This is a genomic window from Hymenobacter citatus, assembly GCF_014333615.1.
Classification (GTDB): Bacteria; Bacteroidota; Bacteroidia; order Cytophagales; family Hymenobacteraceae; genus Hymenobacter; species Hymenobacter citatus.
Genome location: NZ_JACSCY010000001.1, coordinates 213,760 through 231,314, shown reverse-complemented (window position 1 = coordinate 231,314; position 17,555 = coordinate 213,760). Strand labels below are relative to the sequence as shown.

The following is a 17,555-nucleotide window of genomic DNA, read 5'->3' as shown; positions in this document are numbered from 1 at the left end:
CGCATGCTGATTGTAGACGCTCACCTGGATCTGAGCATGAACGCGCTGGAGTGGAACCGCGACCTGACTCAGCCCGTGGCTGCCCTCAACGCCCGCGAAGCCGGCCTCACCGACAAGCCCGACCGGGGCAATGCCGTGGTGAGCCTTCCCGAGCTGCGCCGGGGCCAGATTGGGCTGGTAGTAGCCACCCAGATTGCCCGCTTCGTGGCGCCCGAGAACCCGCTACCTGGCTGGCACTCGCCGGCCCAGGCGTGGGCTCAAACCCAAGGTCAGCTGGCATGGTACCAGGCCATGGAAGCCGCTGGCGAGATGGTGCAGGTGCACAACCTGCCTACCCTGGAGCAACACCTGGCCCTGTGGACCGATGATAGTACGCCCGCCGAGCGCAAGCCCATTGGCTACATCCTGAGCCTGGAAGGTGCCGACTCGCTGATAACAGTTGAGTATCTGGAGCAGGCTTACCGCTCCGGCTTGCGGGCTGTGGGGCCCGCCCACTACGGCCCCGGCCGCTACGCCCAGGGCACCGACGCCACCGGCCGCATGGGGCCGGAAGGCCACGCGCTGCTACGCGAGATGGAACGCCTCAACATCATTCTGGATGCGACTCACTTATGCGACGACAGTTTCTGGGATGCGCTTGACCATTTCAATGGCCCCGTGTGGGCCAGCCACAACAACTGCCGCGCCCTGGTCGACCACAACCGCCAGTACAGCGACGCGCAACTCAAGGCTCTAATAGCCCACGGTGCCGTAATTGGCGGCGCCTTGGATGCCTGGATGATGGTACCCAACTGGGTGCGGGGTGAGTCGACGCCGGTAGGTATGCAATGCAATCTGGAGGTGCTAGTCGACCATCTGGACCACATCTGCCAGCTGGCCGGCAACACGCTGCACGTGGGCATCGGCTCCGACCTAGACGGCGCCTTTGGCCGCGAGCAGTGCCCCTACGACCTAGAAACCATTGCCGACCTGCAACATCTCCCCGATCTGCTGGCCAAGCGCGGCTATACTGCCCAAGACGTTGAAAATCTATTGCACGGCAATTGGCTGCGGTTTCTGCGCCGGGCGTGGGCGTAAGTTCTTTTATACTCAAGCTGTTGCAATCCCTCTTTACTCCACTAGCACCAGTTCCGCATACAGCGGAAAATGGTCGGAGTCGATGCTGGGCAGGCGTTTCAGCTCCACCAGGCGAAATTCCTTGGTTACGAACAGATGGTCTAGGGACCAGCGGATGGGGAGCCAGTGGGCATCGAAGGTATTAAACAGACCTCGTCCCAGGTTCACGTTGTACAACTCGCCATCGACCCCAAACATGCGGGTGGTGTGCGACCAAGACACGTCATTGAAGTCGCCGCAGACCAGGGCGGGGCGGGTTTCCTGTTTCACCATGCGTCCTAATTTGCGCAAGGCCACGTCCTTCATGCCCACGCTGTTGGGGTAGTTGTCGGGAAAAGGCGGGGTAGGATGCACGCCGTACAACGTGACCACGCGGCCATTGGGCAGGCGCAGACCAGTGCGGATGGAGGGCACATTTTTCTGTTGCAGCATGTGCTCTTGTGGGTCTACCAGCGGCAAGCGCGAGTATAGCACCAAGCCATAGGTATTGTCGTGGGGCAGCTCCAGGCGGTAGGGATAGTGCGGTTGCAGGGGGCCCAGGGCCTGCACCCACCATTGGTCGGTTTCTACAGCCAACAGCACATCGGGCTGCACGTCGCGCACCAGCTGAAGCAGCGGCGCAGCCTTGCGGTTTTTCATGTACACGTTGATTTCGAGCAGACGCAGGCGGCCGGCGAGGTCGGCCGCCTGAGCGGGCGTGGCGTCGGGTACGGGCCGGGCGGCCAGCGGGGCGTAGGGCAGCAGCAAATGCGCCTGCAATGCCAATCCTGCCACCGTACCTGCCAGCAGCAGCAGGCGCGCTATTTTATGCCTCTGCCAGCCTAGTAGCACCAGCCCTAGTAGTACTAACGCATGCAGAATAAGGGCTTGAAACCGAAAAAAATCGAGTACCTGTAACCACCATACCGACACCGTAAACAGCGAAAGCAGGGTAACCAGCAAGACCAACGTGCCTACTACCGCCACTAGGTAGCTGGCAATCCGTTTAAACAAGGGCATGTAAGACAAAGAAGCCGTTTGGGTAAGACAACGTAAAGCAAAATGAACTGTCCCGTTGCGTTTGTCGAAGCAAAACAGCCTGCATACTAGACTTGCTCCTACATTAGCATTCGCTCAAAAAAAAATGTCATGCTTGATCTGTCAGATGCTTCGACGAGCGGATGCCAGGTCAAGCATGACAGGCGTTTTTTCGATTCTTATTATTCAGGAACAAGTCTACCTTATAGATAGGCTTGAAGCAGCAAGGCGCAAGCACAATACTACGTTACGCTGTCGTATCTACGGATACGCAAAGCCCCCGGCCCAACAAAACCGTAGTTTCATCGGCGCCGGGGGCTTGTTGTACCTGCGCGGGGCCCTACTTTCCTACCACTTTATACAACATGCCCGCGCTGAGCTTATCGGTGGTTTTCATACCGTTCAGGATGGCCAACTCCTCGTAGCGCTTGCTGGGAATGCCGTTGGCCGCAAAGGCCTGCGCAAGCGTTTGGCCGGCTTTGGCGGTCTTGATGCGGATTTTCTCCGACTGACGGTTCAGCTTGTTGGCGTCGGTAAGGCGGGCAAAGCCTTGGGCTGTGCGCTGAAAGCTGGGGCCATAGGTGCCGAGCGTGTTGGGCGCGCACAGACCAATGAACGCGTAGAGCGTTTTGCCATCCTGAATCACGTAGGAAAGCGTGCTGGCCGTGATGCCCTGTCGGCCGGTTTGCTGGTCCTGCCCTACCTGGCTGCCCTGGATAGCCACCGCCGGAAAGCCATTGATGGTGGTGCGCGAAGCCTGCGGCGACTGCAATTTTAGCTGCTCGGCCAGGCTTTGGGCGGCGCTTTCGAGGGTACCGTTGCCGGCCGTGGTCAGGATTTGCACGGCTTTGCCATTGGGCTCGGCCATCTGGAATTGCGAAGGCGAGTTCTGCGACTTCCAGCCAGAAGGAATAGGGAAGCGAAACTTCAGATCGGGATGATAAAACACCCCGCCTTCCACGAAACCCTGACGCGGGTCTTCACCGTAGGGCAGGCCCTCGATCAGGCGCAGGTAGGAGTTGCGGTTCACAGTGAGGGCACGGCCACCCGTTTGTTGTTTGGCCTGGGCAGCCAGCTTTTTCACCGTGGCGTAGCGGTCGGCCGAATTGGGGTGCGACGACAGAAAATCCGGCACGGCATCGGCCCCGGTGGCGGCTTGCTCGCGTTGTAGGGTCTGGAAGAAATCGGCCATGTAGCTGGCGTCGTAGCCGATTTTGGTGCTGTAGGCCACGCCCAGCTCATCCGATTCGCGCTCATCGTCGCGGCCGTATTTCAGAAACAACAGCCCTACCCCCTGCGACAACGGCTGGGCAAGCTGGGCTATCCGGCTCGAAAAGATGGACCCCAGCAGCAGTGCCCCGGTGGCCAGGGTAGAGCGCGTTTGCTGCTTCTGCCCATGCCGGGCCGTGATGTGCCCAATCTCGTGGCCCAGCACGCCGGCAAATTGCGCTTCATTATTAAAGTGCGCCATAATGCCGCGGGTGAAATACACGTTGCCATCGGGTGCAGCAAAGGCGTTGATGATGGGCGAATCGACGATGGTGAAGTTATAGCCGTAATCGGCGCGGTTGGATACGGCGGCCATCTGCTGGCCTTTCACATCGATGAACTTCTGCAAAGCCGGATTATCGAGCAGGCCAAATTGCGCAATCACCTGCGGATCGGGCTGCTTGGTTTGCTTGGCCTGCTGGGGCGAGCGGAAAGCCGTGGTGCCGGCCAGGGGCAGCAGCAGGGCCAGCGCGCCCAGGCGGGCGTGGCGGGCAGAGAATGAGACAAATGACATAGCAGACGAGGAGAGAGGGTGGGAAAACAGAACAAGTGCACCGGCTTCAATACAGAGAAACAAGTGGCTAGCCTACTCTAGGCGAAAGTTGTACCAATCGTGGCAAAAGTAGGACAACAGCCGGTTTATTGTACCCATACTGTTCAACTTCACTATTGGTTGCCCAGCCAGTGGCCAGAGCACTGTGCAGCTGCTGGAGGCGACTTGCCGGGTACAGGAAGCGTATTCACTACGCCCACCGGCACCGGTTTTTGGACAGAATGCCGTGCGCGTCAGCGGAGCCAGAGAATTGTCTGGCGCCGTTGTGGGCAGCACCGTCGAGGTACTCTGCCATCGGCCTCGTACTTTCGCACTATGGCCCGACTTTTCCTGCTCCTGCCCCTGGCACTGCTTGCCTGCTCCCAGCAGTCTGCCGAAACGCACACGGCGGCCGTGGTGCTCCCTACCCCCGCCCAAACCACAACAGCCCAGGCGGCCCCGCCCCTCACCGAAACCTTCGAAACGGGTAGCAAAGGCGCCTACGCCACCGCCGACGAAGCCCTACCCTCCGGCTCCTGGCACTTTGTGGAAGCCCTGATTGGCACATCGGACCAGGACCACAAGGACGGCCTGCGCGCCGCGCGCCTGCGCGCAGGGGGCCGCTTGGGCATGAATTTCGACGCGCCGACTGGCGTGCGCACCATCCGCATCAGCAGCGCCAGCTACGGCACCGACCCCGCCAGCACCTGGGAGCTATGGCTGAGCCAAGACGGCGGCCGGCGCTACGCGCGGGTAGGCCAACCCGTGCGCACCGCCGGCGCGGGCTTGCTGACCACCACCTTCACGGTGCCGCAGGCGGCTCTCGTGCGCCTGGAAATCAGGAAAGTAGACACTGGCAAAGGCCGCCTGAACATCGACGACATCGAGCTGCTCTCGACCAGCAGCGGGACTACTGCTCCCCCGCCGTCCCCCACAACCCAGTCCCCCAGTCCCTCGGTCCCTACCCAAACTCCCAAGCCCCCAAGGCCCCAAGACCCTACTTCAGATCCTAATTTGCTTCTCGGCAACCCCAGCGGCGCCACAACCAGCCTGAGTACGCCCAGCAACTACCTGATGACGAAGCCCCAGTACACGCTGGGCTACAACGCCCAGCGCGGTACGCCTACCTGGGTGAGCTGGCACCTGAGCAAAGCCGAAATGGGCTCGGCTCCGCGTCAGGATGACTTTCGCCCCGACCCCGCCCTACCCCGGCAGTTCTACCAGGTAACGCCGAAAAGCTACTCCGGCTCGGGCTTCGACAAAGGCCACAACTGCCCTTCCGCCGACCGCACCTACACGCTGGACGACAACTCGGCTACCTTCCTGATGACCAACATGATACCCCAAGCACCCAACAACAACCAGCGCACGTGGTCGGCGCTGGAAGAGTATGGCCGCAGCTTGGTGAAGCAGGGCAAGGAAATCTATATCGTGATGGGTAGCTACGGCCGGGGCGGGGTAGGCGCCAACGGCCCCGCCACCACCATCGACCAGGGCCGCGTAACCGTGCCCAAGCGTGTGTGGAAAGTGCTGGTAGTATTGCCTGAGGGCGCCAACGACCTCCAGCGCATTGCCGCCGGGCAGGCCCGCATCATTGCCATCGACACGCCCAACGACAACAGTGTGAGCCCCAACTGGGGCCAGTACCGCGTGAGCCTTGATGCGCTGGAAGCTGCCACCGGCCTGGACATGCTGAGTGCCCTGCCCGTGGCCGCGCAAACGCGCCTGCAAGCCGGCGTCGACGCCGGCCCTACCCGCTAAAACTAGGGCTTTCTGCATCACCTGAACAATATGCTACGTAGAATTTGCGGGTTGCTTCGTGGCGGCTGCCTACTTTTGCTTTCTATACTGTTACCAATTCGGTAATAGTGATACCACGCGCAGTTTTACAGCCATATGAGTGCAGATATCTTATTTACGGGAGGGGGAGAAATGGGCGAGCGAATCAGGACGCTGGACTGGTCCCGCACCAAGCTGGGGCCCGTAGCTGGCTGGCCGCAAAGCCTGATTACGTCTGTGCAGATTATGCTCGGCTCGCGCTTCCCGATGATGGTGCATTGGGGACCAGAACTGATTCACTTCTACAACGATGGCTACGCTACCATCTTGCAGACTAAGCATCCCGGCGCGCTGGGCCAGCCGGCTCGGGCCTGGTGGAACGAGATGTGGCCTTTCCTGACGTCTATCTTCGATCAGGTATGGGAGGGTCATAGCACGCACTTCGAAAACCAGCTGGTGCTACCCAATCGCCAGGGGTTTGTGGAGGAAACGTATTTCACCTTCAGCCATAGCCCCATCCGCAACGAAGACGGCCACGTAGCCGGCATCTTTGTAACGGCCATCGAAACCACCATGACTGTGCTGAATCAGCGGCGGCTGGCCATGTTTAGCTCCCTAATGGCGCACGCGGCCCTGGCCACCCGCCCCGTGGAAGCGGCGCAGCACCTAGTAGCCTCCCTGGCCACCGACGCAGACGATATTCCGTTTGCGCTGTTGTACAGCATCGACCACCCGGCACGGCTGGCGCGCCTCACGGGCTGGTTTGGCCTGCCCGCCGGCGAGCCAACGGCCCCCAGCGAGCTACCCCTTACCACCAGCCGGTACTGGCCGATAGCCGAAACGCTGTCGGCCCGCCAGCCTCTACTGGTAGACGACCTCCCTACCCGTTTTGGTAGCTGGCCAGCCCAAAACTGGCCCGCAGTGCCCACACAGGCCCTGCTGCTTCCCCTGCGCCTGCACGAAACTGATGCCGTGGCAGACAAGGTTCTAATTGTGGGCTTGAGTCCCCGCCGCCCGCTAGACGCCAATTATTACGCTTTCTTCTCCCTGGTAGCCGATTACGCCGGGCGGGCCCTGAATCATGCTGCGGCCACTTACGAGGCCAACCGCCTCAACCAGGCCTTGCAGGAAGCCAACAACTCGCTGGACACCTTTGTGCACATTGCAGCCCACGACCTGAAAGGCCCGGCCAACAACCTGCAAAGCCTGGTGGAGGTGTACCGCGAGGAGCCGGCTGGCGCGGCTCAGGAGCACGTTATGGCCCTTCTAACCAAGGAAGTGCACCGGCTCACGAGCACCGTATCGGGCCTGCTGGAGATACTGCGCAGCCAGCACACGGCAGCGCCACCAGCCGAAAAGCTGGAGCTGGCTGGCGTGTTTGGCCGCGTATACGCCGATCTGCTGGCCTACATGCACGCGCAGGGCGGGGCCATCACGACCGATTTCAGCCGGGCGCCGGTGGTGGTATCTCCCCCGGCCTACCTCGAAAGCATTCTGAAAAACCTGCTGCATAATGCCCTTAAGTACCGTGCGCCCGACCGCGCGCCCGTAGTGCACGTGAGCAGCCGCACCCGCGACAACAACGTGGTGCTCACCATTGCCGACAATGGCGTCGGCATTGACCTGTCGCGGGACCGGGACCGACTGTTCAGCCCCTTTACGCGCCTCACGGCCGAGGGTGAGGGCGCCGGGCTGGGCCTGTATATGGTTCGCTCGCTAGTACAGCAGCAGGGCGGCGCCCTGGAAGCCAGCAGTACCCTGGGCGTGGGTACCACCTTCACCGTTGTGCTGCCCTCTACCCGCTCTGAGGATTAGATTAGGCTTACACAACAAACAGCAAGGGCGCAACAAGTACTTGTCGCGCCCTTGCTGTTGGGGTAGTAGCTGATAGAGTATGTAGCCAAACGCTGCTGTAAGTTGTTCAACGATGCGACACAAGATAGTGTGTCTCTACTTCAGTAAGCCAGCAATCTGCGCTATGTTATTGTAGCCGGAAGCTGGCCATTTGCACGTCGCGGGAGTTGCCGCCTACCATCACTTGGAAGTCGCCGGGCTCGGCCACAAAGTTCAGATCGTTGTTGTAGAACTTGAGGGCGTCGGGCGCAAGGCGGAAGGTAAGCGTGCGGCTTTCACCCTTTTTCAGCATCACTTTCTGGAAGCTTTTTAGCTCTTGCACGGGGCGCGAGAGGCTGCCTATCATATCCCGCAGGTAGAGCTGGGCCACCTCCTCACCGTCGTAGTTGCCGGTGTTGCGCACGGTTACTTTCACTTCCAGCGGCTGGTTTTGGCCCAGCGTGGTGGTGCTCAGCTCGGGCTTGCCGTACTCAAACGTGGTGTAGCTCAGGCCGAAACCGAAGGGGTAGAGCGGCTCGTTCACCTCATCCAGGTAGCGCGACTTGTACTTGTCCATCGGGTCGGTGCCGGCGTAGGGGCGGCCGGTGCTCTTGTGGTTGTAGTACAGCGGAATCTGCCCCACCGAGCGCGGGAACGTCATCGTGATTTTGCCCGAGGGGTTGTAATTGCCGAACAGCACGTCGGCCATGGCGTTGCCGGCCTGAGTGCCGCCAAACCACGTTTCCAGAATAGCCGAGGCGTTTTGGTCTTCCCAGGTGAGCGTGAGCGGGCGGCCGTTCATGAGCACTAGCACCAGCGGTTTACCGGTTTGCTTGAGGGCTTTGAGCAGGGCCAGCTGCTGGCCGGGTAGGCCGATGTCGGCGCGGCTGGCGGCTTCGCCGGTCATGCCCTGACTTTCGCCCACGGCGGCCACAATCACGTCGGCCTGCTGGGCTACCTGCACGGCTTCTTTGATCATTTCTTCCGACGAGCGTTTGTCCAGCTCCAGGTTGCCGCCGTGGTGGTTGAGGCGGTCGAGCATCTGCTGATCGTCGGCAATGTTGGCGCCTTTGGCGTACACGATTTTCACCGATTTGCCGGCCACGTTTTGGATGCCCTGCTCCAGCGACACGGCCTGTTTCCAGTCGCCGGCGCCGCTCCAGTTGCCAATCATGTCGCGCTGGCTCTGGGCCAGCGGGCCGATCAGGGCAATAGTGCCCGACTTTTTGAGGGGTAGGGTTTGGTTTTCGTTTTTCAGCAGCACCATGCTCTTACGGGCAATGTCGCGGGCATCGGCTAGGAAGTCCTTGTTCATGATGACCTTCTTGGCCCGCTTCTCCGACACACCGTGGTAGGGGTCTTTGAACAAGCCCAGACGGTACTTGCCTTCCAGCACGCGGCGGCACGCCAGGTCGATATCGGCTTGCTTTACAAGGCCGTTTTTCAGGTCTTCGCCCAGGTGCTTCAGAAACAGCTCCCCTACCATGTCCATATCGGCACCGGCTTTCAAGGCCAGGGCTGCCACCTCTTTCTCGTCGCCCATGCCGTGCGCTACCAGCTCGTTGATGGCCGTGTAGTCGGTGGCCACGAAGCCTTTAAAGCCCCATTTCTCGCGCAGCAAATCCGTGAGCAGCCAGCGGTTGGCGGTGGCGGGAATGCCGTTCACGTCGTTGAATGACGACATCACGGATCCTACCCCGGCATCGACGGCGGCTTTGTAGGGCGGCAGGTACTCGTTGTACATGCGCACCTTGCTCATGTCGGTGGTGTTGTAGTCGCGGCCGGCTTCGGCGGCGCCGTAGAGGGCAAAGTGCTTGAGGCAGGCCATCACGGCGTTTTCCTTGGTGAGGTCGGAGCCCTGGTAGCCGCGCACCATGGCTTCGGCCATGCGCGAACCAAGGTAGGGGTCTTCGCCGGCACCCTCGGCCACGCGGCCCCAGCGCGGGTCGCGGGCAATGTCCACCATGGGCGAGTACACCCAGTGCAGGCCGTCGGCCGAGGCTTCTTCGGCGGCAATGCGGGCGCTGCGCTCCACGGCCTGCACATCCCAGCTGGCAGCCAGCCCCAGCGGAATCGGGAAGATGGTGCGGTGACCGTGGATGACGTCGTAGCCAAAAATCAGCGGGATCTTCAGGCGGGTTTGCTTCAGGGCCAGCTCTTGCAGCTTGCGGGCCGCAATGGGCGTGTAGGTGTTAAACACGCCGCCCACGTTGCCCTTCGAGATGTTCTCGTTCACGTTCTTGCTCACCACCGGCCCGGTCACATCAAAGCCCACCGACACCAAATTCAGCTGGCCGATTTTCTCTTCCAGCGTCATTTTCTGCATTAGGTTGTCGATGAACGCCTTCATCTTGGGGTCGTCCTGCATCACTTGGGGGGTAGGCGCTGGTTGCTGTTGGGCGTGCAGCGGCGCCGTGAACGTGAGGCCCAGCGTGAGCAGCAGGGCAGCGCGGGAAAGTGTATTCATGGGTATTCTGTGTGGGAAATTTGAGTTCACTAAATCGGTTTGGGTAGGCAGTTGGTGGAACCCAGGTCGTTGATGGAGTCAGCGAAAACCGGGGTGCCCCTACCCTACTTGTGTTGGCTGAACAGCCAGGGTAGCAGCTCCGGCTCGGCAAAGGCACTGTCCCAGCTGTTGTGGTTCACGCCGGGGTATTCCGTGTATTTCACCTGAGCGCCAGCTTGTTTTATGGCGGCTACCATCTCGTGGGAGTATTTGGGCGCCACCACGTCGTCGACAGAACCGTGAAACACCCACAGCGGCAGGCGCTTGGCGTAGCGCTTCACCGAGCTTGGTTCGCCGCCGCCACAAATGGGAGTAGCCGCCGCAAACAGCTTCGGCTCGCGGTACAGGGCTTCGAACGTACCCATCCCACCCATCGACAAGCCCATGATGTACACCCGCTTTTTATCGACGTGCTCCTGGCGGCGTAGCTGCTGCACCAGGTCCAGGGCGGCGCGCAGGGGCCAATTGGGGCCATCGGCGTAGCGAAACTGGATGTCGAGCGGGTGCTGGGTGCGGTCGATTTTCGTGGCGGCCCAGTAGCTGTCCTCGGGGCACTGCGGAAACACCACAATGGCCGGAAAGCGCTGCCGGTTCTCGGGGTTCAGGAACAGCTTGCTGCCGTGCGTGAGCTGCTTTTCATTGTCGGAGCCCCGCTCGCCTGCCCCGTGCAGCACCAGTATCAAAGGGTACTTTTTGGCGGGGTCGTAGTTTTCGGGGTATAGGATGCGGTAGGGCAGCGTGTGGCCGCCCTTGGCGGCGTAGGTGCGGGGCTGGAAACCGGGCTCTTGCTGAGCGTAAGCGACGGTAGCGGCGCAGGCGAATGTCAGCAGGGTAATGAGTAGGTAGCGGAAGAGGGAGTTTTGCATGGGATGTTGAGCAAATACTAGAGCTAGAAAACAAGAAAGCTAGTTCCCCTCCTCAGATGAGGAGGGGCTAGGGGTGGTTGACCGGAGCCGAAGGACGTTTTTTAATGCTAGATTCTAGAGGTCGTTAAACGGCTGTCAACCACTCCTAGCCCCTCCTCATCTGAGGAGGGGAACTAGCTTTCTAGCCTCTAGCTTTAGTTCTCCCTCCTACCCTCACTTCAACTGCGGACTTTCCAACCCCAGCTTTTTCAGGCCTTTCTGCACATCAGGGCTGCTCATGAAGAGTTTCCACAAGAGGCCCGTGCGGTGGTTTTCAATCATGCCCACAATCGGCCCCTGGTCGATGGCGAGGTAGGACTTGGCGTACCAGTTGTGCTCCTGGCTGAAGGCATCCACGAAGCCATATTCGCCCCAGATTTTGTCGCCCAAGTCGTTGTAGAAATGCTTCAGCGCCGCCATCGATTCCTTGGGCGCGTAGGGCATGGCCGACAGCGCCGCGGTGGGCGAAATCACGCCCAGGTCCTCGGTGGGCGAGTGGGCGGCGTAGCCTTTGTAGCTGTCCGAGGCGGTGAGGCCCCAGGTGTCTTTGCCGTAGCCCTTGTACTTCTTGGAGTTCTGCACGCAGTAGTCGTAGTTGATGCGCGTGTGGGCCTGGTTTTGCTGCCAGTAGTCGGCGTACTGGTCTTTGAGGCCGCGGGGGTCGATGCCCAGGAAAGAGTAGTGCGAGAAAAACAGCGGCCCGCCGTAGTCGAAGCCCAGCGGCAGGGTAGTGCCCAGGTATTTCTTGCCGTTTTTGAAGTAGTTGCCGGTGGCCCAGCCTTCGTCGTACACTTTCTTATCAATGCTGTAGCGGGGCGACGACGCGGCCAGCACGTAGGTCACGAAGCACTCGTTCCAGCCGTGTATCTGGTGGTTCATGCTCCAGTCGTTGTTGGGGCTCCAGTGCCAGTACAGCACGTTTTGGTTCTGAGTGTACCAGCTCCACTCCACCCCTTCCCACATCCACAGCACCTTGTTGCGCAGGTTGCTTTCGGTGGGCGTGTCTTTGGTGAAGTACTGGCGGGCGCAAATCAGCCCCTCAAACAGAAACGACGTTTCCACGATGTCGCCGCCGTCGTCTTTGGGGCTGAAGCGGATGGTTTTGCCCGTCTCGCCGTTCAGCCAGTGCGGAAACGCGCCGTGAAACATATCAGCCTTCCACAGAAAGTTGACAATCTTCCCTACCCGCTCGGCGGCCTGCTCCCGCGTAATCCACTTGCGCTCGGCGGCCACAATAATGGCCATGATGCCGAAGCCCGTGCCGCCGGTCGTCACCACCTCGTCGCCATAGTCGAAGCTCACGTTGCTCCGTTCCCGCGCCATGCCCGACACGGGGTGCCCAAAGTCCCAGAAGTACCGGAACGTCTGGCGCTGCACCTCATCCAGCAACTGCTCGTCGGAGAGGTTTTTCTGGCGCGGGGCGGTGTAGGTGAGTTTGGGCGCAGTGGGAGCGGTTTGGGCCTGAGTGCTGAGCGGTAGCAGACTTGCCGCGCCCAGGCAGGTAGCAAGTAGATAGGAAAAGGGCTTCGAATTGTTCATAAACAAAGGTGTAGGGTAGGAAAAGCGCGGGGTAGGAAAACGAAAGAACGTCATGCTGGGCTTGTTGAAGCGTCTCTACTGCTTCGTTAGGTAGTATTCAACGAAGCGGTAGAGATGCTTCGACAAGCTCAGCATGACGTTCTTTTCAATCTATTAGATCAATATTCTAGTAGCCAGGATTTTGGGTAATCAACCCACCACTGATGTCGATGCGGTTTTGCGGAATCGGGAATACCTCATTTTTGCCATCCACAAAATTCTTACCCACGGCTCGCAGCACGGTGCCGGCACGGCCCTGGCGCACCAGGTCCCAGAAACGGTCGTGCTCCATGGCCAGCTCCACGCGTCGCTCGCGCCAGATGGCTTGGCGTAGTTCCAACTGGTCGGTGGTCGTCACGTCGGGCAGCACGGTGGTGCTGGTGCCACGGGCGCGTTTGCGCACCAAGTTCAGGTCGGTGAGGGCCTTGGCTGAGTTACCCTGTTGGTTGGCGGCTTCGGCATTCATCAACAGCACATCGGCGTAGCGCAGAATGCGGATGTTCTTGCCCGAGTCGCCCATGCCGTTGGGCGAGCGAGGGTCGGTAGCGCGCACATAAGCCTTCTGATTGTAGCGCGGGTTATCAATCACCGTCGGAATGGTTACACCATCCCCCAAGTTTTCGCCGGCGTAGATGATGGTTGCCTGGCGGCGTGGGTCACCCTCTTCATAGGCGCTGTTCAGGTTTTCAGAAGGCGAGTTGAAGCCCCAGCCACCCGTCGGGATGGGTGCACGCGGGCTTTGCACCTCGGCGTACTGCGAGCCGCCCCCACCCTGCGGCAGGGTAGCACACTGCACTTCAAAGATCGACTCGCTGGAGTTTTCGCCTTCCAGATTGAACAGAAGCGCGTAGTTGTTGTAGAGGCTGTACTCGCCGGAGGCAATTACGGCATCGGTGAGGGAAAGCACTTGCCCCCAGTTATTCTGGTACATATACACTTTGGCCAGCATGCCTTGCGCAGCTCCCTTGGTGATGCGGCCCAGGTCGGCGGCGGGATAAGCAGAGCGTACAGGTAGAGCCGCCACGGCCGCATTCAGATCGTCAATGATGAACTGATAGGTCTGCTCGCGGGTGGCGCGGGGCTTCGAGGAATTGCTCCCGTCGCGGGGTGGTAGCTCATCAATAATTGGTACGCCGCCGTAGGTGCGCACCAGGTTGAAGTAGAAGTAGGCACGCAGGAAACGGGCCTCGCCAATTAGGCGGGCTTTCAACGCATCGTCCATCTGAATATCGGGCACGCGCAGAATTACCTGGTTGGCGCGGGCAATACCCAGGTAGTGGCCCTGCCAGAACCCGTCGAGCAGACCGTTGGCGGCCGTGGCCGTAAAGTTATCCAGCTCGCCCATGGCGGGTGCGTCACCGGGGGTGCTACCCTTGTCGGCATCGTCAGAAGCCACGCTGGCAATGCCGATGAAGGAGAAGGTGTGCACGGAGAAGTCGCGCAGCTGGTTGTATATGGCGTTGGTGGCCTGCACGGCGCCGTCGGAGGTAGCAAAGAAGTTTTCGCTCAGCTCCTCGCCCAGCGGCTGGGTGTCCAGAAAATCCTGGCAGCTGCTAACGGCCATGCTCAACGAGAGACTAGCCAGGGCAATGATATAGTGTTTCGCTTTCATGATGCGATGTGCTTAGCAGGTTCTGAATTACAGAGAAATGTTTACCCCGGCGTTGTAGGAGCGCGTCACGGGCACCACGTTCAGCTCGATGCCGCGGCCGGCATCGTTGCCGCCTACCTCCGGCGAGAAGCCCGAGTAGTTGGTGAAGGTGAAGGGGTTGAGCGCATTGACGTAGAAGCGGATGCCGCCTACCCCGAACGACTCGGTAATGGCCCGCGGGATGGTGTAGCCCAGCTGAATGGTGCGGAAGCGCAGGAAAGCGCCCGACTCAATGAAGTAACTGGAAACCTGCGGAATAACGTTCGATACGCGCGGCTCGGAGGTAGAGGGGTTGGTGGGCGTCCAACGGTCCAGGCGCGAGGCCTCGAAGTTTTCGTTGGTGAAGCGCACGGCCTTTTTACCGTTGTAGATCTTGTTGCCCGATACGCCTTGCAGGTCCACCGCAATATCGAAGCCTTTGTAGGCCGCGTTGGTGTTCAGCGCGTAGGTGAGGTTGGGGATGGGCGAGCCCAGGCTTACGCGGTCGTTCTGGTCGATTACACCGTCGCCGTTCACGTCGCGGAAGCGCAGCTCACCGGGAGCCTTGCCGCCGGGCTGATTGGGCGCGGCCGCTACCTCGTCGGCGGTCTGGAAAATACCGATTACGTCGTAGCCGTAGAACTCGCCGATGGAAGTTCCTACCCCGGTGCGCGTTACCACGTTGCCATTGCCCAGGCTACCCCCAATGATGGGCTGCCCGCCGTTGCCCAACGACACAATGTTGTTGCGCAGGGTAGACAGGTTGGCATTCACGCCATAGGTGAATGCCTCCTTCACATCACCACGCCAGCCCAAAGTAAACTCGAAGCCTTTGTTGTCGACGGTACCAATGTTGCGGTACAGCGACCCTACCGATACCGGCACCTGCGTTACCAGGTCGTTGGTGCGGCGGTCGAAGTAGTCAGCCTCAAAAGTCAGGCGGTCATCCAGGAAGCCGGTTTCGAAGCCGATGTCCAGCTGGTTGATCTTTTCCCAGCGAATTTGCGACACGGTAGGGTTAGTCTCGGTTTTGCCGATGTTCAGCGACTCGCCGGGGCCGAAGATGGCGTTCAGGCCGTTGTTGATGCGGGCGTAGTACTGGTAGCTGGGCACGTTCACGTTACCCACCACGCCATAGCTAGCGCGCAGCTTCAAGTTATCAAATACGCCGAGGTCCTTGATGAAATCTTCCTCCGATAAACGCCAGCCGGCGCCAATGGCCGGGAAATACCCCCACCGGTCGCCCTGCGAGAAGCGCGAGGAACCGTCGGCACGGAACGTAGCCGTGAGCAGGTAACGGTCCTTGAAGGCGTAGTTGGCGCGTGCCAGGCCCGACTGGAAAGCGTATTCGCTGGCCGAGTTGTTGGCGATGTTGCCTTGGGCGTTGCCCACGTTCAGGTACCACAGGTCCTCGTCGTAGCCGGGCACATCGTTGCGCTGGCCGAAAAGTTCTTCGTTCTGGTCGCGCTGCATGGTATAGCCGGCCAGCAGGGTCAGTCGGTGGTCGTCGCCAAACTGCGTGTCATAGGTTAGCGTGTTTTCCCAGAGCCAGGTGGAGTTGGTATTGGTCCGGCGACCCAGGCGGCTACGGTCGTTGCGCTGGTTCTGCGACACGAAGTACACGGGCGCATACACGCGGTTTTCAGTGTAGCCCAGATCGGTACCGAAGCTGGTGCGGAAGGTCAGGTTTTTCAGCAGGTTGGCTTCGCCGAACACGTTGCCAATCAGGCGGCCACCTTTGTTCCGCTCGTTGTTATAAGCCAGCTGCGCTACCGGGTTGGCTACGTTCTGGTTGAGCGAGTAACTGTAGTTGCCGGTGGTAGGGTTGAAGACCTGCTGGGCCGGGTCGGCGTTGTAAGCGTTGCCGAACACTGAGCCCGGCGTGATATTCTCCTGAATGCGGCTGATGGCCACGTTGGCTCCTACCCGCACGCGGTCGGTCAGCTTATACTCGTTGTTGACACGGAAGTTGATACGCTCAAAATCCTGGCCTTTCACGATGCCTTGCTGCTTGTTGTAGCCGCCGCTGATACTATACGTCGACTTCTCCGAGCCACCCGAAGCGCTCAGCTGGTAGTCCTGAATGAAGCCTTTTTGCAGAATCTGGTCGAACCAGTTCACGCCGTTGCCATAGTCGTAACCGGGGCCGCGGAATAGGTTGGTGGCGTTGGGGGTAGTGTTCAGAATGGCCTCGTTCAGCAAGGTTTGGTACTCGCTGGCATTAGCCATTTTCACCTGCTTGGCAATTTCCTGGTAGCCGGCGTAGGCGTTCAGCGAAATGCGCGCCTTACCTGATTTGCCCTTTTTCGTGGTTACGATGATTACGCCGTTGGCGCCCCGCACCCCGTAAATAGCCAGCGAAGAAGCATCTTTCAGCACTTCAATGGACGCAATGTCGTAGGGGCTCAGAAACTGAATGTTGTTGGTGAACATGCCATCCACCACAAACAGCGGCTGGTTGGCGGCGTTGTTGTCGTCGCCAGCCGTGCGCACCGATGTCACACCGCGAATGCGAATATTCGGTGCGGCGCCGGGTGCGCCGGAGGTAGAGGTGATGTTTACGCCGGCAATTTTGCCTTGCAACGCCTGCTCGGCGTTAGCTACCGGACGGTTGGCAATTTCCTCAGCTTTCACCGAGCCAATAGCGCCCGTTACGTCTGCTTTGCGCTGTGTGCCGTAGCCCACCACCACTACCTCGTTCAGGGTTTTGGTGTCGGCGCCCATTGTGATGCTGATGGCCGTACGACCGTCGACGGGCACTTCCTGGGTGTTGTAACCGATGAAGGAGAACGTGAGGATAGCGTTGTCAGACACGGTAAGGGAGTAGTTGCCCTCCGCGTCGGTCTGGGTGCCGTTAGTGGTGCCTTTCGCTACTACGTTAACACCGGGTAGGCCACCACCCTTTTCGTCCAGCACGCGGCCGGTTACGGTGATGTCGGCTTGCGTAGCAGGCTGCAACACGATACCGTTGTCCACTACTTCGTACTTCACCGCTACCGGCGACAAAATGGTACGCAGCACCTCTACCAACGGCTGGTTCACGGCTTTCACCGACACCCGCCGGGTGGCCTTAATCACCTGCGGGCTGTACATGAAGTGCGTGTTGGTCTGCGCTTCCAGCTGCCCGAGCAGGTCCTTCACGGTTTCGTTGTTTGCCTGCACCGTCACGGGTTGGTTCAGGATTTCCTGGGCTAGCGCTGGTCGGCCCCAGGCAATGCTGGTGCAAAGCATTAAGCCAAATAGTTGCAGTAGCAGCACGCTCTTGAAGCGTTTGCCTAGCGGTGGGATTTGTAGAAGAGGACTCATACAGCTTGTTAGGGTTGGTGAGAAGGGTTTGGGAATTAAGCGAAGCAGTAAAAAGCGTTAAACACAGTCGCAATCGTTTGCGGA

The 17,555-nt window shown here is 59.9% G+C and carries 10 protein-coding genes; 3 read left to right on the top strand and 7 right to left on the bottom strand.

Annotated features, from left to right (window positions below; genetic code table 11):
* Nucleotides 1-3 precede the first annotated feature (3 nt).
* Nucleotides 4-1,077, top strand: coding sequence for a dipeptidase (locus tag H8B15_RS00925; RefSeq protein WP_187317773.1), 1,074 nt, complete (start codon nt 4-6; stop codon nt 1,075-1,077).
* A 33-nt stretch (nt 1,078-1,110) separates the two neighbouring features.
* Here H8B15_RS00925 and H8B15_RS00920 read toward each other — a convergent pair whose 3' ends face one another.
* Complete coding sequence (locus H8B15_RS00920; protein ID WP_187317772.1) at nt 1,111-2,115, bottom strand: endonuclease/exonuclease/phosphatase family protein; 1,005 nt, start codon at nt 2,113-2,115, stop codon at nt 1,111-1,113.
* 358 nt (nt 2,116-2,473) lie between these two features.
* A complete protein-coding gene (locus H8B15_RS00915) occupies nt 2,474-3,916 on the bottom strand; it encodes a M48 family metalloprotease (RefSeq protein ID WP_187317771.1) in 1,443 nt (480 codons plus the stop codon).
* Between the two features lie 354 nt (nt 3,917-4,270).
* Here H8B15_RS00915 and H8B15_RS20920 point away from each other — a divergent pair, with 354 nt between their 5' ends.
* Together H8B15_RS20920 and H8B15_RS00905 are read left to right on the top strand one after the other, a co-directional pair.
* Nucleotides 4,271-5,695: a DNA/RNA non-specific endonuclease gene (locus H8B15_RS20920; RefSeq protein ID WP_187317770.1), complete on the top strand. Its 1,425-nt coding sequence runs from the start codon at nt 4,271-4,273 to the stop codon at nt 5,693-5,695.
* Between the two features lie 135 nt (nt 5,696-5,830).
* Complete coding sequence (locus tag H8B15_RS00905) at nt 5,831-7,528, top strand: sensor histidine kinase (protein ID WP_187317769.1); 1,698 nt, start codon at nt 5,831-5,833, stop codon at nt 7,526-7,528.
* A gap of 166 nt (nt 7,529-7,694) precedes the next feature.
* Here H8B15_RS00905 and bglX read toward each other — a convergent pair whose 3' ends face one another.
* From bglX to H8B15_RS00880, 5 genes are all read right to left on the bottom strand, one after another.
* On the bottom strand, nt 7,695-10,013 hold the full coding sequence (gene bglX, locus H8B15_RS00900) for a beta-glucosidase BglX (protein WP_187317768.1): 2,319 nt from the start codon (nt 10,011-10,013) through the stop codon (nt 7,695-7,697).
* 104 nt (nt 10,014-10,117) lie between these two features.
* Nucleotides 10,118-10,918 carry a carboxylesterase family protein gene (locus tag H8B15_RS00895; RefSeq protein WP_187317767.1) on the bottom strand — a complete coding sequence of 267 codons (801 nt, stop codon included), beginning with the start codon at nt 10,916-10,918 and terminating at the stop codon, nt 10,118-10,120.
* Nucleotides 10,919-11,131: 213 nt separating this feature from the next.
* Nucleotides 11,132-12,550, bottom strand: coding sequence for a glucoamylase family protein (locus tag H8B15_RS00890; RefSeq protein WP_216859032.1), 1,419 nt, complete (start codon nt 12,548-12,550; stop codon nt 11,132-11,134).
* Between the two features lie 112 nt (nt 12,551-12,662).
* Nucleotides 12,663-14,147 carry a RagB/SusD family nutrient uptake outer membrane protein gene (locus H8B15_RS00885; protein WP_187317766.1) on the bottom strand — a complete coding sequence of 495 codons (1,485 nt, stop codon included), beginning with the start codon at nt 14,145-14,147 and terminating at the stop codon, nt 12,663-12,665.
* A gap of 27 nt (nt 14,148-14,174) precedes the next feature.
* Nucleotides 14,175-17,471: a TonB-dependent receptor gene (locus H8B15_RS00880; RefSeq protein WP_187317765.1), complete on the bottom strand. Its 3,297-nt coding sequence runs from the start codon at nt 17,469-17,471 to the stop codon at nt 14,175-14,177.
* Nucleotides 17,472-17,555 lie beyond the last annotated feature (84 nt).